Origin of the sequence: Vreelandella salicampi, assembly GCF_013415105.1 — a bacterium.
GTDB classification, from domain to species: domain Bacteria; phylum Pseudomonadota; class Gammaproteobacteria; order Pseudomonadales; family Halomonadaceae; genus Vreelandella; species Vreelandella salicampi.
This window is the reverse complement of record NZ_JACCDF010000006.1, coordinates 129,464-154,540: the sequence shown is the minus strand read 5'-3', so window position 1 is coordinate 154,540 and position 25,077 is coordinate 129,464. Positions and strand designations below refer to the sequence as shown.

Sequence of the window (25,077 nt, the reverse complement as noted above, 5' to 3'; positions counted from 1 at the left end):
AAAAATGCCGCCCCTAGAAAGGGCGGCATTTTTTGTGGGGCGTTAGCTTACTGGCGGTTGGTTTAAAGGAAATTGACGCAAGCGTGGCGCTGTTGCGCTGTCTGTCTCATCATCGATCACAACATCCCAGCCATGTTGTCGATCCCAATCCCCTAGTACAAAACGCTTGGCAGGAACGCCATCCACGGTCAGGTCATGCACCTTGGGTCGGTGAGTATGGCCATGAATCATCGTGGCGACACCGCGCTTCTCCATCAGTTTTACGACTTCGGAGGGTGTCACATCCATGATGGCTTGCGCTTTTGTGGCGTTGGCGTCACCTGATTGCTGCCGTAAGCTTGTGGCCAGTTCGAGACGTTGCTCAAGCGGCAGCTCAAGCATTTGTGCTTGCCACTGTGGATCGCGAGATTGCTGACGAAACGCCATGTAGTCTTTATCCAGCGTGCAGAGGCTATCGCCGTGCAGCAGCACGAGCGGAATCCCGTGAAGTTCGGCTTCTTGAATATCCGGCAAAAGGGTTGCGCTACAAGCATTAGCGAAGCGCTGGCCGATAAAAAAGTCACGGTTACCGTGCATCAAGCAAATGCGCGTACCGTTTTCGCCAAGTTTTGATAAGGCCGCCGCAACCTGTTTGGCGATATCAGCGAGCGGGTGTGGGTAATCAAGGAGATCGTCGCCAATCCAGGCATCAAACAAATCGCCTAAAACATAAACGGCTTCCGCATCCACCGCTGTAGTGGTTAAGTAGTCGAGAAACCCTTGAGTTATCTCAGGGGTGTGCTCGCTAAGGTGTAAATCGGCTACCAGCAGAGTGCGCATAAGGCTCTCCGTTTATTTAATCAGCATCCTTGATGTAGGCGCGCTCAATAATAATGTCATCGGCAGGGACATCGGCATGCATGCCACGACGCGTGGTGCTGATATTTTTAATCGTTTCCACGACATCCATGCCGTCGACCACTTCACCAAATACCGCGTAGCCCCAGCCCTGTACCGATTTGCCGCTATGATCTAAGAAGGTATTGTTGTTAATGTTAATAAAGAATTGCGCCGTCGCGGAATGTGGGTCTTGAGTGCGCGCCATTGCCAGCGTGCCTTCGGTGTTTTTTAGGCCATTATCGGCTTCATTCTCAATCGGGTCGCGGGTAGGCTTTTGATTGAAGTCCTGGTCGAAACCACCCCCTTGAACCATAAAGCCGTCAATGACGCGGTGAAATAGCGTGCCGTCATAAAATCCATCACGCACATACTGCTCAAAGTTAGCCGCCGTCACCGGTGCTTTTTCGTGGTTAAGTGCGATGGTGATGTCACCGAGGTTAGTCTGTAATACGATCATAGGTAAATTCCTGTTCAATAAAGGCCTTCGCCTTGGTGCTATGCTCAGGCGTCACGTTATAATAGCGGTTTTGCTTGGCACCGCGAAGCCTAGCACGCCATCCACTATGAGGTTACCAACTCCACCATGACCAACGAGACCACCCCAGCGCCGAATTTTATTCGTAACCAAGTACGCGAAGAGATTGAGGGCGGCCAGGTCACCAGCATTGTGACGCGCTTTCCGCCTGAGCCAAACGGCTTTCTGCATATTGGCCATGCGAAGTCGATCTGTTTGAACTTCGGTTTAGCGGAGCAGATGGGTGGTGATTGCCATTTGCGCTTTGATGACACTAACCCGGCGAAGGAAGAACAAGCCTATATTGACGCCATCAAAGAAGATGTCAGCTGGCTAGGCTTTGAGTGGGCGGGACCTGTGCGCTTTGCCTCAGACTACTTTGACCAGCTTTACGCGTGGGCGCAGCACTTGATTCGTGAAGGTAAAGCCTACGTTGATGATCTCTCGCCTGACGAAATTCGTGAATATCGTGGCACCCTCACTGAGCCGGGAACGCCGAGCCCATACCGCGAACGCAATGCGGAAGAAAACCTCGATCTGCTAGCGCGCATGCGTGACGGTGAATTCGGCGAGAGTGAAAAAGTGCTGCGGGCGAAGATCGATATGGCGTCGCCGAATATTAATCTGCGCGACCCGATTCTCTATCGCATTCGCCATGCAACGCACCACCAGACCGGCGATAAATGGAAAATCTACCCCTCCTACGATTTTGCTCACGGCCAGTCGGATGCGATTGAAGGGGTGACGCACTCGATCTGTACCTTGGAGTTTGAAGATCATCGCCCGCTTTACGAGTGGTTTCTCGATAACCTGCCAGTACCGTGTAAGCCGCGTCAGATCGAGTTTTCCCGACTCAACCTCAACTATACGTTGACCTCTAAGCGTAAACTCAAGTTGCTAGTAGATAAGGGAATTGTTGACGGCTGGGATGACCCGCGCATGCCTACTGTCTCCGGCATGCGTCGCCGAGGTTACACGCCGGCGTCGATCCGTAAGTTCTGTGACATGATCGGCGTGACCCGCGCTGACGGCGGCCTGGTGGATATCGCCATGCTGACTCACGCGATTCGCTCTGATCTTGAAGACAGCGCACCGCGTTCCATGTGCGTGTTGAAGCCGCTAAAAGTCGTGCTGACCAATGTTCCCGAGGGACATGAGGAAGTGTACGAGGTGCTTGGCCATCCGGCGCGGGATGATATGCCGGTACGCCGCGTGCCGTTTACCCGCGAGCTTTACATCGACCGTGACGATTTTATGGAAGAGCCGCCGAAAAAGTTCTTCCGCTTAGCGCCGGGCAGAGAGGTGCGCCTGCGCAATTCTTATGTGATCCGCTGCGATGACGTCATCAAGGATGAAAGCGGTGAAATAACAGCGCTTCACTGCTCGGTGGATTTCGATACGCTGGGCAAAAACCCGGAAGGCCGTAAGGTGAAAGGCGTCATCCACTGGGTGAGCGCTGTCCATGGTGTGCCATTGGAAGTGCGTTTATACGACAACCTCTTCTTGGAAGAGCAGCCCGACAAAGATAAAGATGCCGACTTTTTAGAGCATCTGAATCCGGAATCACTGAACGTTTGCCAAGCGATTGGCGAGCCGAGCCTGGCCCATGCCACGCCAGAGTCGCGTTTTCAGTTTGAACGCGTTGGCTACTTCTGCGCTGATCGTCACGCATCAACGCCAGAGCATTTGGTGTTCAACCGCACTGTGGGCCTGAAAGATACCTGGGCGAAAATTAAGCAGAAAGGCTAAAGGAGGGCCTATGCAGATTTACAATACGTTAACGCGCCGCAAAGAGCCTTTCCAAACGCTTGAACCAGGGAAGGTGCGCATGTATGTCTGCGGGATGACCGTTTATGACTACTGCCATCTGGGTCACGCCCGTGTCATGGTCGCGTTTGACGTTATCACCCGCTACCTGCGTGCACGGGGGTATGACGTAACCTACGTGCGCAACGTCACCGACATCGACGACAAGATACTAAAGCGTGCCGATGAAAATGGCGAAAGCATCACGGCGCTGACCGATCGCATGATCGCGGCCATGCACGAAGACGAGGCGAGCCTGAACGTGCTGCCGCCGGATGAAGAGCCGCGGGCAACACGCCATATCGACGACATTATCGCCATGATCGAAACGCTGATCGCGAAAGGATATGCTTACGCAGCGGATAATGGCGACGTCTACTATCGGGTGCGCAAGTTTGAGGGCTACGGCAAGCTCAATAACCGCAATCTCGATGATATGCGCTCTGGCGCCCGCGTCGATGTCGATGCGAATAAGGAAGACCCGCTCGACTTTGTGCTTTGGAAAGCCGCCAAATCCGGTGAGGCCCATTGGGCTTCTCCCTGGGGTGACGGTCGCCCCGGTTGGCATATTGAGTGCTCCGCGATGTCGAAATGCTGCTTAGGCGATACCTTTGATATCCATGGCGGCGGGCCGGATTTGACCTTCCCTCATCATGAAAACGAAATTGCTCAGTCTGAAGCGGCTAATGGGAAGCCGTTCGTCAATACATGGATGCACGCTGGCGCGGTCCGGGTAAATCAAGAAAAAATGTCCAAGTCATTGGGCAATTTCTTCACTATCCGTGATGTATTAGACGAGCACGATGCGGAAGTCGTGCGCTATCTGCTGGTGGCCAGCCACTATCGCAGTCCGATTAATTACTCGGTAGATTCATTAGTTGATGCGCGCAAGTCGCTGGTACGTTTTTACACGTCACTCGAAGGGCTAACGCTTGGAGAATCGACGCTAAATGCGGATGCCGAGCTAAGTTCCGCTGAAAGCATTTTTCGTGAGCGTTTTTTTGCTGCGATGGATGATGACTTTAATACCCCTGAAGCGCTGTCGGTACTGTTTGATTTAGTACGAGAACTTAATCGCGTCAGAAGCAGTGCCCCCGAGCAAGCGGCGACACTTGCACACGAGCTTAAAGCGCTGGCCGAGACACTCGGCCTGTTGCAGCAGTCGCCGGAGGCCTTTTTGAAAGGGGGGCAGGTGCTCTCGCTGAGCGAGGCCGAGATCGAGGCCAAAATCAGTGAACGTGCCGAGGCAAAAACTAAAAAAGATTTTGCCAAAGCGGATGCCATTCGCGATGAACTCGCCGCGCAAGGTATTGTGCTTAAAGACTCACGCGAAGGCACGACATGGGTCGTAGAAACTGCCTAAGTTGCGCCAGTTACTTGCGAGCGTCTGACTTCAACGCGCTGAGGTCTTATACTCCATCGTGAACCGCTAAATTTGGCCAATCCGCGACAGAGGCCCTTTGCCTCTGCTTGAAAAGGAACATGACTATGCGCCTCACGACATCAATCATTGCGACGAGCGTTATCTCGGCAACCGTCATGGTATCCGCCCAGGCCCAGGCCCAGGCCCAGGCCCAGGCAAACGATCCTGTGGTGGTGTCGTCTAAAATCGACACCGAAGGGGGCGTGCTAGGCGAGCTGATTCTTCAGACGCTTGAGCACGAGGGGATCCCCACCGAGAACCGCATACAGCTAGGCGCCACAAGCGTGGTGAGACAAGCGCTAAAAACCGGGGAAATTGACCTCTACCCAGAGTACACAGGTAATGGCGCGTTCTTTTTCGATATGGCCGATAGTCCGGTCTGGAATAATGCGGAAAAAGCGTACCAAACGGTACGCGAGCGCGATGCTGAGAACGGGCTGGTTTGGCTCACGCCTGCCAGCGCCAACAATACCTGGGCGATGAGCGTGCGCCAGGACATAGCCCGTGAACATGGGTTAGAAACGCTGGAAGATTTAGCCGATTACCTGGCCTCGGGCGGTGAGTTTAAGTTCGCGGCGAGCGCTGAGTTCGTTGAGTCCGAACAGGCCCTACCTGCCTTCCAAGAGGCTTATGGGTTTGAGCTAAGCGAAGATCAGCTGCTGGTACTCTCTGGTGGTAATACCGCCGCTACCATGCGCGCGGCCGCGCAGCAAACCAGTGGTACCAATGCAGCAATGACGTATGGCACCGATGGCGGACTAAATGCGCTAGGGCTTGTCGTGCTGGAAGATTCAAAAGGGGTGCAGCCGGTTTATCAGCCCGCCCCCGTGGTGCGCGAAGACGTACTTGAACAGTACCCGCAGATAGAACCCGCGCTGGAAACGGTTTTTACTTCTCTAGACCTTGAAACGCTGCAGCGGTTGAATGCCGATGTCGCCGTCAATGGCCTTGCAGCTGAGCAAGTGGCTCAAGACTACTTGGACAATTTACGCCGCAATACCTCGGGTCAATAATCTATGCCGTTGAAGGACGCGCTACCCACGCAGGGACGCTTTTCACAGTGGCGACCCAACTGGGTAATTCTGACGTTGGGTCTTGCAATGCTGGCAGCGGTATGGGGACTTCCAACGGTTAGTGTTGCGGCCAATCGGATTGTATCGGGCACTGGCTACCCCGTTTGGCAGGCGCTGAGTTGGGGAGGTGGCGCGCTCGCGTCGCTGATCATTCTGGCCATGATGGTGCTCGCAAGCCATCCCGAGCGTACACGGTTGAGCTACGTGGCCCAGTTTGCGGCGATGGTGCTGTTATTACTGCTAATGCCGTTTGGGTTAATGGCGGCTAGCCACTGGTTGGTTGATGCCTCGCAACCCCAGGCGCGGCTCGGTATCGGGCCGGCTTATTGGGTGGTGATGTTCTTAGCCCTTTTGGGGCTGATCGAGTTGCGCTTGCGTTTATCCTTAGCACGGGGGTGGATGGCACTTCTGCTAATAGGAATTGGCGCTGTATGGTTGGGGTGCGCTGCCCTTTGGCTGGATAGCCTAGCGCTGGTGCAAGAGTTTCAGGTCCGTGAGGCACAGTTTTATCAAGCAATTCGCCAACATCTAGCGCTGGTCACAATTGCTGTGAGCGTCAGCATCGTACTGGGCATGGGGATAGCACTCTTGATGCGTCGCTTTTATCGCCTTCAGCGAGGCGGCTTTGCGCTGCTGAATTTTTTTCAGACAGTGCCCAGCCTAGCGCTTTTTGGTTTGTTATTGGCTCCGCTGGCGTGGCTTTCGGCAAATGTTCCCTTTGCCGCACAGTTAGGCATTAAAGGAATTGGTTGGACGCCCGCTCTGATTGCGTTGATCATCTACAGCCTCTTGCCCATCGTACGTAATACCTATGTGGCGCTAGAAGCCGTAAGCCCCGATGTGCTCGATGCAGCCACCGGCATGGGGATGCGTACTTCGCAGCGGTTTTGGCAGGTGCGCGTACCGCTGGCGCTGCCGATTTTGCTTGAAGGGGTGCGCATCACGATGGTCCAAGCCATCGGTTTAACGGCGGTGGCCGCTTTAATTGGCGCCGGTGGTCTGGGGGCTTTTATTTTTCAAGGATTAGGGCAAGCCGCGATGGATATGGTGTTACTAGGGGCATTGCCTATCTTGGTCATGGCGCTCGCCGCGGATGCAGGAATAGGCGCTTTGGCAGCGCAGTTGCGCCGGGGAGCGGCGTATGATTGAGCTACGTAACGTTTACAAATATTTTGACGATACCGTAGCCGTTGACGATGTTTCGCTGAGTGTCCCCAAGGGGAAGTTTTGTGCCTTAGTGGGAACGTCTGGCTGCGGTAAATCCACTACGCTGCGCATGATTAACCGTTTGCTAGCGCATAGTGAAGGCGAGATTTTGCTCGATGAGCAAGCAATTTCTGACTACGATCCCGTGCTGTTACGCCGCCGCATTGGCTATGTGATTCAAAATACGGGACTTTTCCCGCATTGGAACGTCGCGCGCAATATTGGCTTAGTGCCGCGGCTTCTCAAGTGGCCGGCAAGCCAAGTGCGTCAACGTGTTGAAGAATTGATGCAGCTTCTGGGGTTACCGGTCGGAGAATTTGCTAATAAGTACCCGCATCAGCTTTCCGGCGGTCAGGCGCAACGGGTCGGGGTAGCGCGTGCGCTCGCGGCGGATCCGGACATTTTGCTGATGGATGAGCCCTTTGGCGCGCTGGATCCCATTACCCGTGAAAAACTCCAAGAAATGCTAATGCAGCTGCAGGCGCGGTTGCATAAAACCATCGTGTTTGTCACCCACGATATGGATGAAGCGCTGCGTTTAGCGGATCACTTAGTGGTCATGCGTGCTGGCAAAGTCATTCAGCAGGGCACCCCACTGTCTCTTTTGCAAAAGCCGGCCGATGCCTTTGTCGATTCACTTTTAGGCGGTTTGGAAAGGGGGCTGAAGCAGGCGTCGCTCACCCGCGTGAAAGATCACATGGCACCGCTTGGGCCTACGCTTCCGGCGCAGTCGCGTATTCCCGCCCGCTATACGTTGCGCCAGGCGCTCTCAATGATGTTGCGCGACCATAGCGAGCGGCTGACCGTGGTGGACCAGCACGATATGCCGGTTGGAGAGCTATCGCTACGCAAACTCGTTAAGGAAGCCCACTCGTCAGAACAAGGAAGCTCGCGTGAGTCGTAAGCCTCAGCCTTCTCTTTCCACCTACCATCCCGCGCAGCTACTGGTTCCCGTGATATGGGTAGTGCTGCTGGCTTTGGCGGTTGTGGCAATGCCAGCGACTGAAGCTGTCTTTCGTTGGTTAGCGCCTGATGCCCGGCAAGTGATTTATCAGCGTGCGGATTTTATCACGCTTTTAGGGCGGCATTTATTTGTGGTTGGCGTCGCTGCTCTCTTTACGGTTAGCGTGGGCCTTTTAGCAGGCGTCGCGGTGACGCGGCAGTGGGGACGTGATTTTTTACCCCTGGCCACGCAGGTGGCCTCGATGGGGCAGACGTTTCCGCCCGTCGCGGTGCTGGCGCTGGCCGTGCCGGCACTGGGTTTTGGCACGCTGCCAATTATTGTCGCCTTGGTGCTTTATGGGTTGTTGCCGATTGTGCGCAATACGATTGCTGGCCTAAAAGATGTCGACCTCGCGACAATTTCGTCGGCGCGAGGGATGGGCATGACCGACGGCCAAATTCTACGCCAGGTCGAGCTTCCACTGGCGGCTCCCGTGATTCTTGCCGGCGTGCGCACCTCCATTACCATTAACATTGCAACCGCCGCGTTGGGCTCAACAGTGGGTGCGAGTAACTTAGGCGACCCGATTATCGCCGGCATCATTAATACCAATATGGCCTATGTGGTACAGGGGGCGTTGGTCATTGCCTTGTTGGCGCTGAGCGTTGACAGTTTTTTTGAAGTGTTACAGCGGCGGTTGCGTTCGCATACCGCTTAAGTCGAATGCCGTAAAGGAAGTGACTGCGTTAGTGTCGTGTTGTTATATGTGATCTGTCACGTGTGACATGTTGCGTTGACCGATGCTAGGGAAATCCCCTGGCATAATGGGAAAAAACCGACAACACTGCCCTCAAAAGGGGCAAGACAAGGACAATAATCATGACACAAACGATTTACGCGCCGGACTTTATGACCGGTGATGAGTTTTCGATCCCCACCTTTAGGGTATTAAACCCGGAGGGCGAGCTTCACGACGAAGCACAAGCCCCCGAGTTGACCCGGGATCACGCCCGCCGCATTTACCACGCCATGCTTTCGACCCGTATTATGGACGAGCGCATGATGGCTGCCCAGCGCCAGGGGCGGCTGTCGTTCTATATGCAGTGTACCGGCGAAGAGGCATCGGTAGTGGGGGCGACCGCTGCCCTTGATGATGCCGACATGATCATGGCGCAGTACCGTGAGCAAGGCGCGCTAATGTATCGGGGTTTCAGCTTCGATGAGTTTATGAACCAACTCTTCGGTAATGAGCTCGATTACGGCAAAGGGCGTCAGATGCCCGTGCACTATGGTTCGCGCAAACTGCACTACATGACAATTTCCTCACCGCTCGCGACCCAGATACCGCAGGCAACCGGCTACGCTTACGGACAAAAACTGGCCAAAGAAGGACACTGCACGTTGACGTTCTTTGGTGAGGGCGCTGCCTCTGAAGGGGATTTTCATGCCGCGCTGAACATGGCCTCGGTACATCAGGTGCCGGTGATCTTCTTCTGCCGTAATAACGGTTACGCAATTTCCACACCCGCGAACGAACAGTTTGCCGCCGATGGCATCGCCCCGCGCGCGTTTGGCTATCGCATGCACGTTATTCGCGTCGATGGTAACGATGTGCTGGCCGTCTACGAAGCGACACACCAAGCGCGCAAAATCGCCGTGGAAAAAAACCAACCGGTGCTGATCGAAGCGATGACGTATCGCTTGGCTGCGCACTCTTCATCTGATGACCCATCTGGGTATCGCGCCAAGAGCGAAGAAGAAACGTGGCGGTTAAAAGATCCCATCCTGCGTATGCAAAAATGGCTAAACCACAAGGAGTGGTGGAGCGATGATGAAGAGACCGAAACACAGGAGCGCTTGCGTCGCGAAGTGCTAGAAACGATGAAACGCGCTGAAAAGCGGCCATCCCCAGCCCTCGATACCCTGATCAGCGATGTTTATGCCGATGTGACGCCCGCGTTGCAGCATCAGTTTGATGCTCTCAAGCAGCATATTCGTCGCTACCCTGAGGCGTACCCGCGCGGAGCGAAATCGCTCGATCTCGATGTGCGCGATGTCGCCAACCACGCGGGAGGGGAATAACATGCCGACGATGAACATGCTGCAAGCCATCAATAATGCCTTGGATATCGCCATGGCGGAAGATGAAAAAGTGGTCTGCTTTGGCGAAGATGTCGGCATTTTTGGCGGTGTTTTCCGTGCGACGAGCCATTTGCAAGAAAAATACGGCAAAGCGCGCTGCTTTAATACTCCGCTGGTTGAGCAGGGTATTATCGGGTTTGCGAACGGTCTGGCCGCCCAAGGCGGGGTGCCGGTCGCCGAAATTCAGTTTGCCGATTATATCTTCCCGGCGTTTGATCAAATCGTTAACGAGACAGCAAAGTTTCGCTACCGCTCGGGCGATCTTTTCAACGTCGGTGGTTTAACCATTCGTACCCCTTACGGGGGCGGCATCAACGGCGGGCTTTATCACTCGCAATCACCTGAGGCGTATTTTGTCCATACGCCCGGCCTGAAAGTGGTGGTGCCGCGCAACCCTTATCAAGCCAAAGGCTTGCTTCTTGCTGCCATTCGCGACCCCGACCCGGTGATCTTTTTCGAGCCTAAGCGCCTTTACCGCGCCTCCACCGGTGAGGTCCCCGAGGAGGATTACCAGCTGCCGATTGGCGAGGCGGAAATCACCAAGGAAGGCACCGATGTCACCTTGGTGGGCTGGGGCGCGCAGATGGAAGTGATCGACAAAGCCGTGGCGCTTGCCGAAGAAGCGGGCATTGCCTGTGAAGTGATCGACCTGAGAAGCCTGTTGCCTTGGGATGCGGATACCGTGGCGGAATCGGTACTCAAAACCGGGCGCTTGGTTATTACCCACGAAGCGCCGTTAACCGGTGGCTTTGCTGGCGAAATTGCCACGACAATTCAAGAGCGCTGTTTCCTCTACTTAGAGTCGCCTATCGCACGGGTGACGGGGCTGGATACGCCTTTCCCGCTGACGCTGGAGAAAGAGTACTTCCCCGATCACCTGAAAATTTTCGAAGCGATTCAACATAGCGTTAATTTTTAATGCCGATTGACGTGCATAAGAGGAGACAGTGATGAGCGATTTCATGCTGCCGGATATCGGCGAAGGGATTGTTGAGTGCGAAGTGGTCGAATGGCGCGTGGCTGAAGGCGACACCATCGAAGAAGATCAGCCGGTTGTGGAAGTCATGACCGATAAGGCGCTGGTGGAGATTACCGCGCCCGAGCCAGGAGTGGTGACCAAACTTTACGTGGACCAAGGGCAAATCGCCAAGGTGCATGCGCCGCTTTACGCTTACCAGGCGGAAGGTGAGGCGGCGTCATCTGATAACGCTAAAGCATCGAGCGAGACGGCAAGTGTTTCCGCGCCACAGGAAAATGCGCAATCCACGCCAGGCACGCAACAGCCAAATACCACGCCAGCACCAAAAACTGCGCCCGAGCTTGAGAGTTTTGAAACGGCAGCTGCCAAGGCGGGCGGCGCCTACGGTAAAACGCCGGCGAGTCCCGCTGTGCGTCGGTTGGTACGTGAGCACGGGTTGGATTTAGCCGCGATTGCCGGTTCAGGCAAAGATGGCCGCGTATTAAAAGAAGACGTATTGGGGTATCTAGAGGCTCCACAAACGCGTGCCAACGCCCCCGCCTCACAAAATGCGCCGCGGGTAGAGCCGCTACGCGGCGTGCGTGCCGCCATGGCCAAACAGATGGTGGCCGCAGCCACGACCATTCCTCACTTTCAGTACGGTGAAGAAATTGACGTGACCGAGCTCCTTGCGCTGCGCGAGCGTTTGAAGCCCCAAGCGGAGACGCTGGGTGAGCGGCTGACATTGATGCCGTTTTTCATGAAAGCGATGGCGTTGGCCGTAGAGGCACACCCGATTCTGAATGCCCAGCTAAATCCCGAGGCCACGGAGCTTGCTTACTACCCCGAGTGCAATATCGGTATGGCGGTGGATAGTAAAGTAGGGCTTTTGGTGCCCAACGTGAAAAACGTTGGGGCGCTCTCATTGCTGGAAGTCGCCGGTGAAGTCGGGCGCTTGACCCAAGCCGCGCGAGAAGGGCGTGTCGAGCAGGCCGATCTTAAGGGCGGCACAATCACCATCTCCAACATTGGAGCGATGGGCGGTACGTACGCGTCGCCAATTATCAACGCACCGGAAGGGGCGATTGTGGCCATCGGTAAAACGCAGTGGTTGCCGCGCTTTGATTCGGCAGGGAATGTGACGCGTCGGGCAATGCTCACCGTGACTTGGGCGGGCGATCATCGCTTTATCGACGGTGGCACCATTGCGCGTTTTTGTAACCAGTGGAAAGCGTATCTGGAAGCACCCGAGACGATGCTGCTGCAATTGCGCTAGCGTTGACGGATAAGAGCCTTGATGGATAAAAGCTTTGAAGATAGGAGCTTGCCATGGCCGAAGCGCCCTTGCAGCAGTTTTACATCCCGGAAGATCAATCGATCTATCTGCTTAGTCATCAGGATGCCCGCAAGCTAAAAGAGTGGGTGGCGCTATGCCAAACCCAGCTATCTCAGCTGGGTTATCGGGATATCGAGCTGATCGGCAAGGGCGCATACGGCTTTGTGTTTGCCGGGCGTACCACGCCACCGCCGGGGGGTATTCCGCGCGATCTGGTGTTCAAGTTCTCACGAATCACGCTGCCCACTCATCTGCAGGAACGCCTTGAAGAGGAGGCGTTCATGCTGGAGCAAGTCGCACACCCGCGTATCCCCGCGCTGGAAGCGTACCAACGTGTGCGTGGTCAATCGATTTTGGCCATGGAGCGCGCTCCCGGTTGGAACCTAGAAGAAGTCTCGCTGCGCGAAGGAAAACTTTCACCGCGCTTGATCGTGCGAATTGCCGCCCAGTTAGCGGATATTCTCAAGGCGCTGCGGCGTGAGTCTGGCCCCCAGGCGCGCCCCGTGGTGCATGGCGATATTAAGCCCTCCAATTTGGTGTTTGACCCTGCGCGCGAAGCGATTGCGTTAATTGATTGGGGGTCGTCAGTTTTTGCCCAGCTTGATGCTAAGCTGCAGTTTATCGCTGCCAATGTGATGGAGCTGATGTCGTCGGACCTGCAGCAAACCAACGCAAGGCTGGGCGATGTTTACTTTATTGGCGAGGAGCAGCTTAACGGCGCACTGTCGTCGCCGCGTTTTGACGAGCAGGGCGCGGCGGGTACGCTGTATGCGCTGGCATCGGCGCAATCGTGTCGCTTTGGCCATCGGGCGATTCCCGCTACATCGCTGGGGTTACCGATGGAGTTTGCCCGCACGTTAGATGGCATGTTGGATAGTGATCCGGCGGTGCGCCGTCGTGCAGGGGATCACTTTCTGGAAGCGATGCCGCGGTTGGCCAAACTTGTCATGCTGGATTTGCCTTCGCCGGAACCTTTGCCGCTGATTCCTGTGTGGGCGCGGCCGAGCGAGCGCGAAATCGATACCGTGGTATATAGCTCGCGTAAATCTTTTCTGCGCGAGGCGAACGTCGAGGAAACCCTCAACGACGTCAATGACGTGCAGCTTGACCGTTACTACAAGCAGTTCATGCAAGGCATGGGCGAAACCGAAAAAGCGTTTTTAGCCTCGGTCAGCCGGTTGGGAAAATACCCCGTCGTAGGAGGCTTGGCGGTACGTTGGGAACGCGAGGGGGTGTATATTGATTCGTCGCTTAACCTGCACGATCCGGCGCTAAAGCCTGCTTTTACCCAGGCGGTGAATAATATGGTGCACCTAGCGCGCGCCATTCACCGCCAGGGGGTTTTCAAAAGCTGTCTCTTTGATGCGCGTAAAACGCTTCATTTGGAGCGCGCCTCGGCAAATGAAGCGTTTCACCCCGCGCCTTCGATGACGATCCCCTACGAGGTGAGCGATATACCAGAGGTGGAGGATCGCTCGCGCCAGCACAGTTACTTCGAAGATGGTCCTGACCCAGAAGAGCATTTAGCTCTGCCATCGCCGATTATTACAGCGCTTGAGCGGCTCAATTCCATCCACCATACCGGCATGATTATTTTCGAGGCGTTACCGGAGCACCTCAAAATCCATAGCTACTATCGGCTGCTTGATGTTTATAAAGAAGCTGAGTTTCAGCGTCAACTCGCGGTAATCTTGGCCGCCGTGCCCGATATCGAAGGGCTCGGTGTCTCTGGCTATATGAAGATGCCCTACAAAGACACTCGCGCGTTTACCCACCTTGCGAGCCAGCCTGAACGTTTTTACCCGCGCGACCCACGTCGGTTTTTAGCGCTCCAGCATGAGGTATAGCCATTCGATTAGCGCCTGGCTGACGCTTTCGGCAGCGATGCCGAGGGCGTTGACCACTGCTCCAACGTGTTCATTATCCGCTGTTTGCGAGGCCTGAAGTTGGGTGGTGGCAAGGCGCTCACCGCTGGCGCTGTCTTGTAGCACGACGTCTACGCGCATCACTGCCTGAGGAATGCCATCGTTATAGACGATGTGAAAGTCCCGTAATTCGCTGGTGAGCTGGTAATCCGCGCCTTGGCGATCGGCGCTTACGTGGCTGACAATCGCACTTTGCTGGATGGCATTGATCCATGTGCTTTGTAACATGGCTGGGGCGCTATCGTACCAGCGCGCGTCGCCGTAAACGCTGACTTGGTTTCCTTCAGGCCAAACGACAATGTTGTCGCTGCCTAAAAGCCTGCCAGCTTTGGGGGGTTGCACGCTTAGCGCCACCGGCTGGGCAGAGGTGCTAACCGGCGCTATTTCCGGTGCAGGGAGGCGGTAAAGTTGATTTGGTGTACTCTCGGGCAGCACGGAACAGCCGCTGGTGAATAAGGTGATCAGCAGTAAAAGTACGGGAAGTTTAAGGGTCGCGGGGTGTCTCATGGCCGAAACTCCTGAATGCTATCGCCGCCGAAGAGAAAGTCTTGTGGATTCTCTTCGAGGCGTCGAGTCACGCGGTTGAGGTTATTGAGCGTCGCGCGTAGCTCCTCCAGTGCGGGGGAAAGCGACTGAGTGCCGGCTGCCGAGTTCTCTAGCGTTTTTTCAAGCGCGGGGGCATTGGTGTCGATTAAGGCACTTAAACGCTGAGAGGCCTGGTTAAACGACTCGGCAGCACGCCTGGAGGAAACCAGAAGTTCATTGCCTTCCTGCGCTAGTAGCCGGTTGGCGTCTTGGCTAAGTGTGTGAATACTGCCCAAGGCTTCCCGGCCTTCTTGGATGAGGGCGGTAAGTTCTTCCATGCTGCGTTCGAACTGTTGCTGCTGGCTGGCTAGCCCGGCGCTGATAGCTTCAACGTTAGCGATAATACGGCTGATTCGCTCTGTGCTCTCGTCTTCAAAGAGGGTATTGAGGTTGCTTAGTAGCTGGCTTGCATTGCCCACGATGGCTTCACCGTCGGAGAGCAGCGAATCAAGCGGTGAGGGTTCGGCTAAAATTTGCGGAGGATTGCTGCCTGATGAGGTAAGCAGTGGGCTTTCAGGGGTGCCGCCGGAAAGCTGTAAGGTCATGCTGCCGGTGATATTGGCAAGCCCTAAACGCGCCTGGGTATCTTCTTTAATCGGGACGCTGCTCTCAACGCGTATTAACGCCAATACCTGACGCGGGTCGTTGGGGTTTAGACGCATATTGACGACGTTACCCACGTCGATACCGCTATACTCCACGCGACTACCGACACTCAAGCCGCTAACCGCGCGATTGAATACCACTTCGAAATGCTGGTATTCACGCTCCATGCTGGCTTTCGTCATCCACAGCGAAAACAGCACGGCGCCCGTTAGCGTCAGCAGGGTGAATAGGCCAATCACCACGTGGTGGGCGCGTGTTTCCATTAGGTTGCCTCCTTGGCCGCATGGTAGGCCGCTCGTCCGCGTGGGCCGTGAAAGTAGTCTTGAACCCACGTGTCGTCGGTGGCGGCCACGTTGGCCAGCGTATCGGCGACAATGACGCGTTTTTGCGATATCACCGCGACGCGGTCACAAACGGTATAGAGCGTATCGAGATCGTGGGTGACGAGAAAAACACAAAAGCCTAGAGCGTCGCGCAGTGTCAAGAGCAGCTGGTCAAACTTGGCGGCGCTGATGGGGTCAAGCCCGGCGGTGGGTTCATCCAAAAAGAGTACGTCCGGGTCGAGAGCTAGTGCTCGGGCAAGGGCTGCGCGCTTTATCATCCCCCCTGACAACGCGGCAGGCATTTGCTTGGCCGCGTTGGGACTTAACCCAACAAGCGCAAGCTTCATGCGGGCGATATGCTCGGCATCTTGGCGCGATAGCGGCGTATGCTCCACCAATGGTAGCGCAATATTCTCCTCCAGGTTCAGCGAGCTATAAAGAGCGCCTCGCTGAAACAACACCCCAAAGCGGCGTTCAATGGCGGCGCGCTGCGATGTGCTTAAGGTGTTTAACCGCTGGCCGAAGACGCGTATTTCGCCGGCGTCAATCGGCTTAAGGCCAACAATACTGCGCAAGAGCACCGATTTCCCGGTACCCGAACCGCCTACAACGCCCAAAATCTCACCGCGCTTTAGGGTCAAGTTAAGATCCTGGTGCACCACATTCGCACCAAAACGGTTTTCCAAACGCTCAATGTCAATAACGGTGTCATCCATCACCAGCCCATCTCCATAAAGTAGAGTGCCGCGAGCGCATCGAGCAAAATGACCATAAAAATCGATTGCACCACGCTAGAGGTGGTGTGCTCGCCCACCGATTGAGCGCTACCGCTGACTTTAAACCCTTCCGCACAACCAATTAGCGCAATCACAAGGGCAAATAGTGGGGCTTTTACGATACCGGCGAAAAAGTGCGAGACGCCAATATCGCGTTCCACAATACGTAAAAACTGGGACAGCGGAATATCAAGTGCAACCACCCCTACCACGGCGCCGCCCAGCATCCCACTGAGAGTGCCAATAAAAGCGAGCAAGGGCAGGCTGATCCACAGTGCAAGCACACGAGGCAGTACCAAAAGCTCAATCGGGTCGAGCCCTTGGGTGCGAAGGGCATCGATTTCTTCGTTAGACTTCATGGACCCCAATTGCGCGGTAAAGGCGCTAGCGGTGCGCCCGGCCAGCATAATGGCCGCTAGCAGAACGCCAAACTCGCGCAGAAACGAGAACACGACCAAATTTACGGTGTAAATGGTGGCACCAAAGCTCTCTAATACGGTGGCGCCCAAAAAGGCTACCACGGCTCCCACCATGAACGTCAGCAGCATCACAATGGGCACGGCATTGAGCCCGGTTTGCTGAATATGAGAAACCGTCGCGGTGACTCGCCATCGGCTAGGGCGCCAAAGCGTGCGTGCCAGTGCTGAAAGCACCAAACCCAAAAAGCCGAGTAGGTACTTTTGCTGCAAATAGAGCGATTCAACCTGTTGCCCGACCAACGCAACCCCGTGGGTTAGCGCCTTCGAGGCATTCGCGGGCGGGGGTTCTTGCCGTTGGGTTGTGACGGCTCCTGCCACGCTGATCAGCAGGTTTTTGCGCTTAACAGGAAGCATCGATGAAAGCGCCTGCATGCGTGCGGGGCCATACCACTCAATTAACAACTGCGCTGCTGCCGTATCAAGGCGAGTTACGTCATCGAAGCAGAGCGTTGTAAAGCGATTGGGGTCGAGTTTTGCTAGCTGGCGCTGGATACGTGTGAAGTGCAAAAGTGTCCAATCGCCGGACAGTACCAGCCGCTCGCTGTCTGGCTTACTATGGGCCGGTGTTGAGGCGTGATCGTCCACTGTGCTTACTCCTCGGGTATTTCAGGTGGGCGGCTCAATTCGCGCCAGGCCGCGTAAGTGCTTAAAAAAACACGACCGGTTAATCCCTCGAGGAAGTCGCTGAGTTTTAGCTTATCCATCACCGGCCCTTTGACTTCCGCTAAATGCAGCGTGACTTGAGAGTCTTTTAACCGCGCGTTGATGGCTTCCAAGCTCTCTAACGCCGAAGCGTCGATCAAATTGACTGCCGAGCAGACAATCACGACGTGCTCCAGTGCCGGGCGGCTAGCGACCAAGTTATATAACGTGTCTTCTAAATAGCGGGCATTGGCGAAATAGAGGCTTTCATCGATGCGCAACAGGGCGACGTGATCCACGGTTTCGACATCGTGACGGGTAAGGTTGCGAAAATGCTCAGTCCCCGGTACGCGCCCCACCAGAGCGCTGTGCGGGCGGCTGGTGCGGTAAAGAAATAGCGCAATCGAAAGTGTGATGCCACCAATGATTCCCGCTTCAATGCCCTCAACAAGCGTCAGGGTGATGGTAATCGCCATGGCGGCAAAATCACTGCGTGAATAGCGCCAGGTTTGGCGTAGCGTTGGGAAATCCACCAGGGTCAAGATCGAAACGGTGATCGTCGCTGCAAGCGTTGCAATGGGCAAATAGTAAAGCCAGCCGGTAAACGCGAACGTGACCAGCGCAATACCCAAGGCGGCAAATGCACCCGCTGCGGGCGTTTGCGCGCCGGCATCAAAATTAATCACCGTGCGCGATAACCCCCCGGTAACCGGCATGCCGCTGGTGACGCCGGCCGCTAAATTGGCGGCGCCCAAGCCGATAAGTTCTTGATTGGGGGAAATGCGCTGGCGCCGCTTGGCCGCGAGCATCTGCCCCATAGAGACTGACTCCACAAACCCGACCAAGCTAATCAGCAGGGCGGGAATCAATAGAGCGCGCCACAATGAGGCATCCGACCACGGGAAGCTTAAAGGGGGTAAGCCGGCAGGGATGCTACCGACCGTGGCAACCCCCGCGCCGTCAAGCTGCCAATGCCAGGTCGCATACGTTGTTGCGATAACGGCAAACACAGGGCCTGCCTTGGCGATCAAATCTGCCAGCCCCAAGGGGAAGCCTATTTGCTGCAAGGTGTTTTTGCCGTAACGGCGCATGAGGACCAAAAAGAGCAACGTGCCAGCGCCAATCAGAGTCGTTGGGGCGTTGAAAGCGGGCAGGTTGGGGAGCAGCGTCGCTAATCGCTCAACGAGGGTGAATCCACTGCTTTCCACACCCAAAAGCGCACTAAACTGGCTGGCGGCAATCAGTATGCCGGAGGCGGTGAGAAAGCCTGAAATAACTGGGTGGCTTAAAAAGTTGCTAAAAAAGCCCATTTTTAGCAAGCCCATGATGACCAGCATGGCGCCAGAAAGTAGCGAGAGTACCAGCGCCGCCTCTAAATATTCCGCGCTGCCCGGTGCGGCAATGTTGGCAAGGGCTGCGCCGGTCATCAGGGCGATAATCGCCACGGGGCCAATGGCTAAGGTGCGGCTAGTGCCGAATAGCGTATAAAGCAGTTGCGGCAGAATACTGGCGTAAAGGCCTACCACCGCCGGCAGCCCCGCCAACAGCGCGTAGGCAAGTGACTGTGGAATGACCATGACGGTAACAATGAGGCCCGCCAACGCATCGGCGGCAAATAAGCGCCGATGATAATGGGGTAGCCAAGCCAAAATGGGAACGTAGCGTCTGAGCATGAGCCTTTTAACAAGTTGGGGCAAAAAGTCGCGACACCGCGATGGTGATCAGACTAAACGATATTGGCCTAAACGTTGAGGCTTGTTTAGCATCGATGCAAGCAAGTTGGTATTTGAACCCTCTGAAGGAGTTAACCATGAAACGTGAAACCCTCGCTCTCCATCACGGCTACGTGCCCGACAGTCAGCACGCTGTGGCAGTGCCGATTCATCAAACCACGTCGTTTTCATTCGATAATGCCCAGCACGCAGCGGATCTTTTTGATCTTAAGGTCGAGGGTAATATCTATTCGCGCATCATGAACCCCACGTGTGCGGTGCTAGAGCAGCGCGTGGCCGTGCTTGAAGGGGGGATTGCAGGGTTGGCGGTGGCTTCCGGCATGGCGGCGATCACTTACGCGATCCAGACCATTGCCGAGGCAGGCGATAATATCGTCTCCATTAGCGAGCTTTACGGCGGCACGTACAACCTTTTTGCTCATACCTTGCCGCGCCAGGGCATTAACGTGCGTTTCGCGGACAAGGACGATTTCGATGGCATTGAAGGCTTGATTGATGGCCGTACGAAAGCCGTTTTCTGCGAAAGCATCGGCAACCCCTCGGGCGGCGTGGTGGACATTGCCAAACTCGCCGAGATTGCCCACCGTCATGGTGTACCGGTCATCGTAGATAACACCACCGCGACGCCTTTCCTGTGCCGGCCAATAGAGCACGGGGCGGATATCGTCGTTCACTCGGCAACTAAGTATATCGGCGGGCATGGCACGACCGTTGGTGGGGTCATTGTCGATTCAGGTACGTTTCCGTGGGCGGAAAACGCTAATCGCTTCCCGCTACTGACCGAGCCGGATGTCTCTTATCACGGTGTCAGCTATACCCGCGATGTGGGCGATGCCGCGTTTATCGCCCGTGCCCGTGTTGTCCCGCTGCGCAATATGGGAGCGGCGCTCTCAGCACAAGCTGCCTGGAATCTGCTTCAGGGGCTAGAGACGTTATCGTTACGTATCGAACGCATCTGTGCCAATACGTTAACCGTGGCGAAGCACCTTGAGGCACACCCGCAGGTCAAATGGGTTCACTACGCAGGGCTTGAGAGCCACCCGGATCACGCCTTAGCCAAGCGCTACATGCAGGGACAAGCTTCCGGCATCTTGAGCTTTGGCATCGAAGGCGGACAAGCTGCCGGAGAGCGTTTCTATGACGCATTGGGGTTGATTTTACGCTTGGTGAATATTGGCGATGCAAAAAGCTGCTCGTCCATTCCGGCGTCAACGACTCACCGTCAATTGAACGAGGATGAGCTTAAAACGGCCGGGGTAACGCCCGATATGGTGCGCTTGTCGATTGGCATCGAGCATGTTGATGACTTGCTTGCCGATATCGATCAGGCGTTGGCTACGGCTAAGGTCTAACCGCTAATGCTAATATATGGGAAATTCTTCCCCGAAAGTGCTACTTCTTTCCCTACAACAACGCGTTAAGCTCAATACCGGATGCCTAGGCATCCGGTGCTCCGGTATGGGCGTTGGCTACAACGTATTGCAATGAAACGCGTTCAAAAACAAAAAGGGCAAGAATAGCTATGCGATTACTTTCTATTCTGGCAGCACTGGGATGTTTCTTCCTGGGGGTAGGCGCGCAAATGTTAGGGGGGCTTTGGGGCTACGCCGGGTTGGTGTTGGCAGCCCTGGGGGGCGCAGCTTGGGTATTTAGCGGTAACTTGGCGGTATATTATGCTGGGCGAGAGGGCCTTGCCAGGCATGGTTCTTGGTTATGGCCGGTGCGCGACTATCGTTCGCTACGCAACATGGCCTACCGCCTTATGCAACGCGCTAGCAGCACGGCTATCGCCTCGGCTGAAGTTTCCCACTATGCCGATTTAATGGACCAACGTCTTGATAAGCAAGAAGCCATGGCGCGCGATGCCTCCGCCAGCATGAGCGCGATCAACGCTGCTATTGTCCAGGTCTCCACCAGTGCAAACCAAGTAGCAACGCTTTCTGATAGCGCCCGAGATGCCAGTCATCACAACCGTAGTGAGCTCGATGAAGTCATTAACGAGATGATGCAGATAGCTGAGCGCTCGGAGCAGGCGCTTGAGGCACTCAATGCGCTTAACGATAAAATCGAGCGAGTACGCGACGTCACGTCGATGATCGAGGGCATCGCCGAGCAAACGCATCTGTTATCGCTTAACGCCTCTATCGAAGCCGCGCGGGCGGGGGAGCATGGGCGTGGTTTTGCGGTGGTCGCGGGTGAGGTTCGCAACTTGGCACTTAAGACCTCCAATGCAACGCAAAACGTCGATGAGCTGGTGAAAGATATGCACCAGAGCGGCCAGAGTGTGGTCGGCACCATGGGGCACCTGATGTCGCGTATTAGCGAGCGTTCCGAGGGTATCCGCGGCGTGGGCAACAGCTTGGTCAATATCACTGGTGACTTCGATCAAGTGCATAAAGAAATTATAAGCGTGGCGGAGGCCATGGAAAATACTCGCCAGCATAGTCAGACAGTGGCGGATAACCTGCGCCAGCTGGAGACGGATGTTGATGAAGGCAACCGCGATATGCACGATTTGGCCGAGCAGGCCCGCGCGCTAATGGATGCTGCCGAAAGCGTGGATGGCGAGCTGGCGCAGCAGCGGTTAAATGGGCGCCACCAAGAGGTATTTCACGCCGCACGTGAAACAGCGGATCAATTGGGTAAGTTGTTTGAACAGGCGCTAAAACGTGGCGAGCTTTCTCAGGCAGGGCTATTCGAGCCACGCTATGAGAAGATCTCCGGGACAAACCCGCCCATGTATAAGACTGCCTTTGACGGCTTTACCGATCACAACTTGCCCGCGCTGCAAGAGCCGATGCTTAAATCGCGAGGGTTAAGCTATGCGATTGCCTGCGACCGTAACGGCTATGTGCCCACGCATAACGAGGCGACTAGCCGTGAGCCGACCGGTGATTATGCCCACGATCTGAAGTTTTGCCGCAGCAAGCGTATTTTTGATGACCCCACAGGCAAACGCTGCGGTGCCCATGAGCAGGCGTTGCTGTTGCAAACCTACAAGCGTGATACCGGAGAAATTATGCATGATCTCTCGGTGCCGGTTTATGTGAATGGCAAGCACTGGGGCGGCTTCCGCGTGGGCTATCAGCCGGGAAGTGCCAATTTTGAGGCAGCAGTTATCGGCCATGACGGGGAAGATAACGATAGCACCAGAGCATTACCGAACGGCCGCTAGCCGCTTGTGAGATTGATGCCAAGCCGAGTAAGAGTACAAAGCAAGGCCGATCCAGATAAGTAAAAAGCTCACCAGCTGTACGGTGGAAAGCGGCTCATGGAAGATACTTAACGCGATGAAAAACTGGATGCTCGGGTTGATGTACATTAAAAACCCCAGCGTTGCCAAACGCAGTCGCCGAGCGGCGCCAGCGAACGCCATCAGCGGTAGGGCGGTGATGACGCCACTGGCGATCAATAGTGCCGTGGTGGTGGGCTCAATGGCAAAGTGTGAGAGCCCTGTTAAGCTCAGCCAGCTAAAGGCGAGTAGGGCCAGTGGAAGCAACAGCAGGGTTTCGACAAAAAGCCCCGAAAGCCCGTCGAGCGGCACCTGTTTACGAAAAAGTCCATAGGTGCCAAACGAGAAAGCCAGAATCAAACTCAACCACGGCATTTCGCCAAGCAGGGCAAACTGAATCCCAATGGCCAGTGTCGCAAGCCCCAAGGCGATTAGCTGTAACCGCGCCATGACTTCGCGCAGCACCAGCATGCCCAACGCGACGTTAACCAGTGGCGTTAAAAAATAACCCAAGCTTGCCTGGAGCACCTGCTGCGTTTCCACCGCATAGATATAGACTCCCCAGTTCAAACCAATGAGAAGCGCACAACCGAGAACGCGCCCAAGCCGCTTGGGCTCGCTAAGGGCAGCCACTACCGGCGGCCAGCGTCTCAGCAGGCTAATCAAACCGACCAAGAAAAGACACGACCACAAAATACGGTGAATCAAAATCTCAAATGCCGGTACGTCTTGGAACAGCGCAAAAAATAGCGGAAAGCAGCCCCACATCAGGTAGGCGGTTAAGCCGAAACCCACGCCTTTAACGGCTTCTGGGTCGCGTACTGGGGCAGGCAAAGAAGACATGGAGGCCTCGTTAGCAACAAGCGTGAGTGAAAAAGTGCGTGAAAAAAGTGCGTGAAAAAATGCTAATCTAGCACACTAACGATGCAAGACGAGCCATGGCGACAATAAAGGAGGCGACCTATGCGTCAGCTAACCACCAGCTTGGTGCAGTGCGATCTCCGCTGGGAAGACCCCGCGGCCAATCACCGCCATTTAGAGACGCTGCTCGGTGATCGCGATGGACGGGACACTGATGTAATGGTATTGCCGGAAATGTTTTCTACCGGCTTTACTATGAATTCTCGCGAGCACGCCCAGCCCATGGCAGAGAGTAAAACCGTGGCTTGGCTCCAAGCCCAAGCTCAAGCGCGTGGCTGTGTGATGACCGGAAGTGTTGCTATCGAAGAGGGCGGCAAGTATTTCAATCGCTTGATTTGGGCCACACCCGACGGCGAGTTAACCACGTATGACAAACGCCACTTGTTTCGCATGGCGGGCGAGCACGAGCGCTACGACATGGGCGAAACGCGCAAGGTCGTGACCTATAAAGGTGTCAGGATTTTGCTGAGTGTCTGCTACGACCTGCGTTTTCCGGTATGGCAACGCCAGCAACCCAATGAAGGCGAGCATTTTGAGTACGATGCACTTTTATGTGTCGCCAACTGGCCGGCACCACGCCGCCAGCCATGGCGTACGCTACTTCAGGCGCGGGCGATTGAAAACTTAAGCTATGTGATCGGCGTTAATCGAGTGGGCGAAGATGCCAAAGGGATAGCGTTTAGCGGCGACTCGATGCTGGTGGATTTTAAAGGCGAGCCACTAATTGACCGTCCGGCTTATGAAGGTTTCATAGAAACGGGAACGCTGGACCTTGAAGCGTTGGACACCTTTCGCGAGAAGTTCCCCGCTTGGCAAGATGCCGACCGATTTCAGCTATTGCCGGGAGTTGGCCAATGATGCGTCTTGACCGTTTTTTAAGCGAAACCACACCGTTAACGCGCAGTTTGGCGAAGCGTGCGCTCAAAAGCGGTGAGGTTGAGCTTAACGGTCAGCCCATCAAGCAAGCCGCCACGCAAATTGATCCCGAAAACGACAGTGTGAGGTGGCAAGGCGAGCCTTTAGCGCTTGTTGGGCTGCGTTACGTGATGCTTAACAAGCCGCTTGAGGTGGAGTGTAGCGCCCGGCGCGGCTTGTATCCCCGTGCGGTGGATTTGATCGACCTGCCCAAAGCGGAACGCTTAAAACCTGTCGGGCGCTTAGATGTCGATACCACCGGGCTTTTGCTTTTGACCGACGATGGCCAGTGGGCGCACCGTATTACCTCGCCGAAACACCGCTGCGCCAAGGTTTACCGGGCGACGCTAGCTTCCCCCTTGGAAGGGACGGCTGCGCAGCGCGCGAAGGAACAGGTGGCTGAGGGCTTGCTGCTAGATGGTGAAGAAGAGCCGACCAAGCCTGCAACGCTCAAACTCCTCAGCTCCACCGAAGCGGAGTTAACTATCACCGAAGGGCGCTATCATCAGGTGAAGCGTATGTTCGGGGCCTTGGGCAACCGAGTGGAATCGCTGCATCGCGCATCAATAGGCGATCTTGTCCTCGATGCGAATCTTCCACCCGGCGAGTGGCGCGAACTTACCGCCGACGAAATCGCGCTGTTTTAATTGAGTTTTTACC

General features: G+C 55.4%; 22 protein-coding genes. 14 read left to right on the top strand and 8 right to left on the bottom strand.

Translation table 11 applies throughout. The annotated features are described in order from the left end of the window. Positions 1-42 precede the first annotated feature (42 nt). The gene (locus HZS81_RS08845) at positions 43-819 is read right to left on the bottom strand and encodes a UDP-2,3-diacylglucosamine diphosphatase (protein WP_179930190.1); all 777 of its coding nucleotides are present in this window, start codon (positions 817-819) and stop codon (positions 43-45) included. A gap of 16 nt (positions 820-835) precedes the next feature. Then, positions 836-1,336 carry a peptidylprolyl isomerase gene (locus tag HZS81_RS08840; protein ID WP_179930189.1) on the bottom strand — a complete coding sequence of 167 codons (501 nt, stop codon included), beginning with the start codon at positions 1,334-1,336 and terminating at the stop codon, positions 836-838. 126 nt (positions 1,337-1,462) lie between these two features. On the opposite strand from HZS81_RS08840, the gene HZS81_RS08835 reads away from it, so the two are divergent. The 10 genes from HZS81_RS08835 to HZS81_RS08790 all read left to right on the top strand — a co-directional run bounded on the left by HZS81_RS08835 (position 1,463) and on the right by HZS81_RS08790 (position 14,127). Next, entirely contained in the window at positions 1,463-3,142 is a 1,680-nt protein-coding gene (locus tag HZS81_RS08835; RefSeq protein WP_179930188.1) for a glutamine--tRNA ligase/YqeY domain fusion protein, read from the top strand. 10 nt (positions 3,143-3,152) lie between these two features. Further along, positions 3,153-4,562 (top strand): cysteine--tRNA ligase, encoded by a 1,410-nt coding sequence (gene cysS / locus HZS81_RS08830; protein WP_179930187.1) that lies wholly within the window; start codon positions 3,153-3,155, stop codon positions 4,560-4,562. Positions 4,563-4,738: 176 nt separating this feature from the next. After that, a complete protein-coding gene (osmF, locus tag HZS81_RS08825) occupies positions 4,739-5,635 on the top strand; it encodes a glycine betaine ABC transporter substrate-binding protein OsmF (RefSeq protein WP_422141582.1) in 897 nt (298 codons plus the stop codon). A gap of 3 nt (positions 5,636-5,638) precedes the next feature. After that, positions 5,639-6,844 carry an ABC transporter permease gene (locus tag HZS81_RS08820; protein ID WP_179930185.1) on the top strand — a complete coding sequence of 402 codons (1,206 nt, stop codon included), beginning with the start codon at positions 5,639-5,641 and terminating at the stop codon, positions 6,842-6,844. After that, positions 6,837-7,805 (top strand): ABC transporter ATP-binding protein, encoded by a 969-nt coding sequence (locus HZS81_RS08815; protein WP_179930184.1) that lies wholly within the window; start codon positions 6,837-6,839, stop codon positions 7,803-7,805. The genes HZS81_RS08820 and HZS81_RS08815 overlap by 8 nt, the downstream gene beginning before the upstream one ends. Then, complete coding sequence (locus tag HZS81_RS08810) at positions 7,795-8,562, top strand: ABC transporter permease (protein WP_338401833.1); 768 nt, start codon at positions 7,795-7,797, stop codon at positions 8,560-8,562. The genes HZS81_RS08815 and HZS81_RS08810 overlap by 11 nt, the downstream gene beginning before the upstream one ends. Before the next feature lie 161 nt (positions 8,563-8,723). Beyond that, positions 8,724-9,926: a thiamine pyrophosphate-dependent dehydrogenase E1 component subunit alpha gene (locus HZS81_RS08805; RefSeq protein WP_179930183.1), complete on the top strand. Its 1,203-nt coding sequence runs from the start codon at positions 8,724-8,726 to the stop codon at positions 9,924-9,926. 1 nt (position 9,927) lies between these two features. Next, positions 9,928-10,905, top strand: coding sequence for an alpha-ketoacid dehydrogenase subunit beta (locus tag HZS81_RS08800; protein ID WP_179930182.1), 978 nt, complete (start codon positions 9,928-9,930; stop codon positions 10,903-10,905). Between the two features lie 31 nt (positions 10,906-10,936). After that, on the top strand, positions 10,937-12,220 hold the full coding sequence (locus HZS81_RS08795; RefSeq protein ID WP_179930181.1) for a 2-oxo acid dehydrogenase subunit E2: 1,284 nt from the start codon (positions 10,937-10,939) through the stop codon (positions 12,218-12,220). Positions 12,221-12,273: 53 nt separating this feature from the next. After that, positions 12,274-14,127, top strand: coding sequence for a protein kinase domain-containing protein (locus HZS81_RS08790; protein ID WP_179930180.1), 1,854 nt, complete (start codon positions 12,274-12,276; stop codon positions 14,125-14,127). Here HZS81_RS08790 and HZS81_RS08785 read toward each other — a convergent pair. Genes HZS81_RS08785 through HZS81_RS08765 form a run of 5 tightly spaced genes read right to left on the bottom strand, consistent with a single transcriptional unit; the run spans position 14,104 to position 19,289 of the window. Next, a complete protein-coding gene (locus tag HZS81_RS08785; protein ID WP_179930179.1) occupies positions 14,104-14,712 on the bottom strand; it encodes an ABC-type transport auxiliary lipoprotein family protein in 609 nt (202 codons plus the stop codon). The two genes, HZS81_RS08790 and HZS81_RS08785, sit on opposite strands and share 24 nt — an antisense overlap. Beyond that, positions 14,709-15,659 (bottom strand): MlaD family protein, encoded by a 951-nt coding sequence (locus HZS81_RS08780; protein ID WP_179930178.1) that lies wholly within the window; start codon positions 15,657-15,659, stop codon positions 14,709-14,711. Before HZS81_RS08780 ends, HZS81_RS08785 begins: the two co-directional genes overlap by 4 nt. Further along, a complete protein-coding gene (locus HZS81_RS08775) occupies positions 15,659-16,435 on the bottom strand; it encodes an ABC transporter ATP-binding protein (protein ID WP_179930177.1) in 777 nt (258 codons plus the stop codon). The genes HZS81_RS08780 and HZS81_RS08775 overlap by 1 nt, the downstream gene beginning before the upstream one ends. Next, on the bottom strand, positions 16,435-17,559 hold the full coding sequence (locus HZS81_RS08770) for an MlaE family lipid ABC transporter permease subunit (RefSeq protein ID WP_179930176.1): 1,125 nt from the start codon (positions 17,557-17,559) through the stop codon (positions 16,435-16,437). Before HZS81_RS08770 ends, HZS81_RS08775 begins: the two co-directional genes overlap by 1 nt. 5 nt (positions 17,560-17,564) lie before the next feature. After that, positions 17,565-19,289, bottom strand: coding sequence for a SulP family inorganic anion transporter (locus HZS81_RS08765; RefSeq protein ID WP_179930175.1), 1,725 nt, complete (start codon positions 19,287-19,289; stop codon positions 17,565-17,567). Positions 19,290-19,426: 137 nt separating this feature from the next. Between HZS81_RS08765 and HZS81_RS08760 the strand changes: the two genes are divergently transcribed. Then, on the top strand, positions 19,427-20,701 hold the full coding sequence (locus HZS81_RS08760; RefSeq protein WP_179930174.1) for an O-acetylhomoserine aminocarboxypropyltransferase/cysteine synthase family protein: 1,275 nt from the start codon (positions 19,427-19,429) through the stop codon (positions 20,699-20,701). A gap of 170 nt (positions 20,702-20,871) precedes the next feature. After that, positions 20,872-22,524, top strand: a complete 1,653-nt coding sequence (locus HZS81_RS08755) for a methyl-accepting chemotaxis protein (RefSeq protein WP_179930173.1) — start codon at positions 20,872-20,874, stop codon at positions 22,522-22,524. Here the strand turns inward: HZS81_RS08755 and rarD are convergent. Continuing rightward, positions 22,507-23,424 (bottom strand): EamA family transporter RarD, encoded by a 918-nt coding sequence (gene rarD, locus HZS81_RS08750; RefSeq protein ID WP_179930172.1) that lies wholly within the window; start codon positions 23,422-23,424, stop codon positions 22,507-22,509. The two genes, HZS81_RS08755 and rarD, sit on opposite strands and share 18 nt — an antisense overlap. A gap of 120 nt (positions 23,425-23,544) precedes the next feature. On the opposite strand from rarD, the gene HZS81_RS08745 reads away from it, so the two are divergent. Next, entirely contained in the window at positions 23,545-24,360 is an 816-nt protein-coding gene (locus HZS81_RS08745) for an amidohydrolase (protein ID WP_179930171.1), read from the top strand. Next, positions 24,360-25,064: a pseudouridine synthase gene (locus HZS81_RS08740; RefSeq protein ID WP_179930230.1), complete on the top strand. Its 705-nt coding sequence runs from the start codon at positions 24,360-24,362 to the stop codon at positions 25,062-25,064. Before HZS81_RS08745 ends, HZS81_RS08740 begins: the two co-directional genes overlap by 1 nt. Positions 25,065-25,077 lie beyond the last annotated feature (13 nt).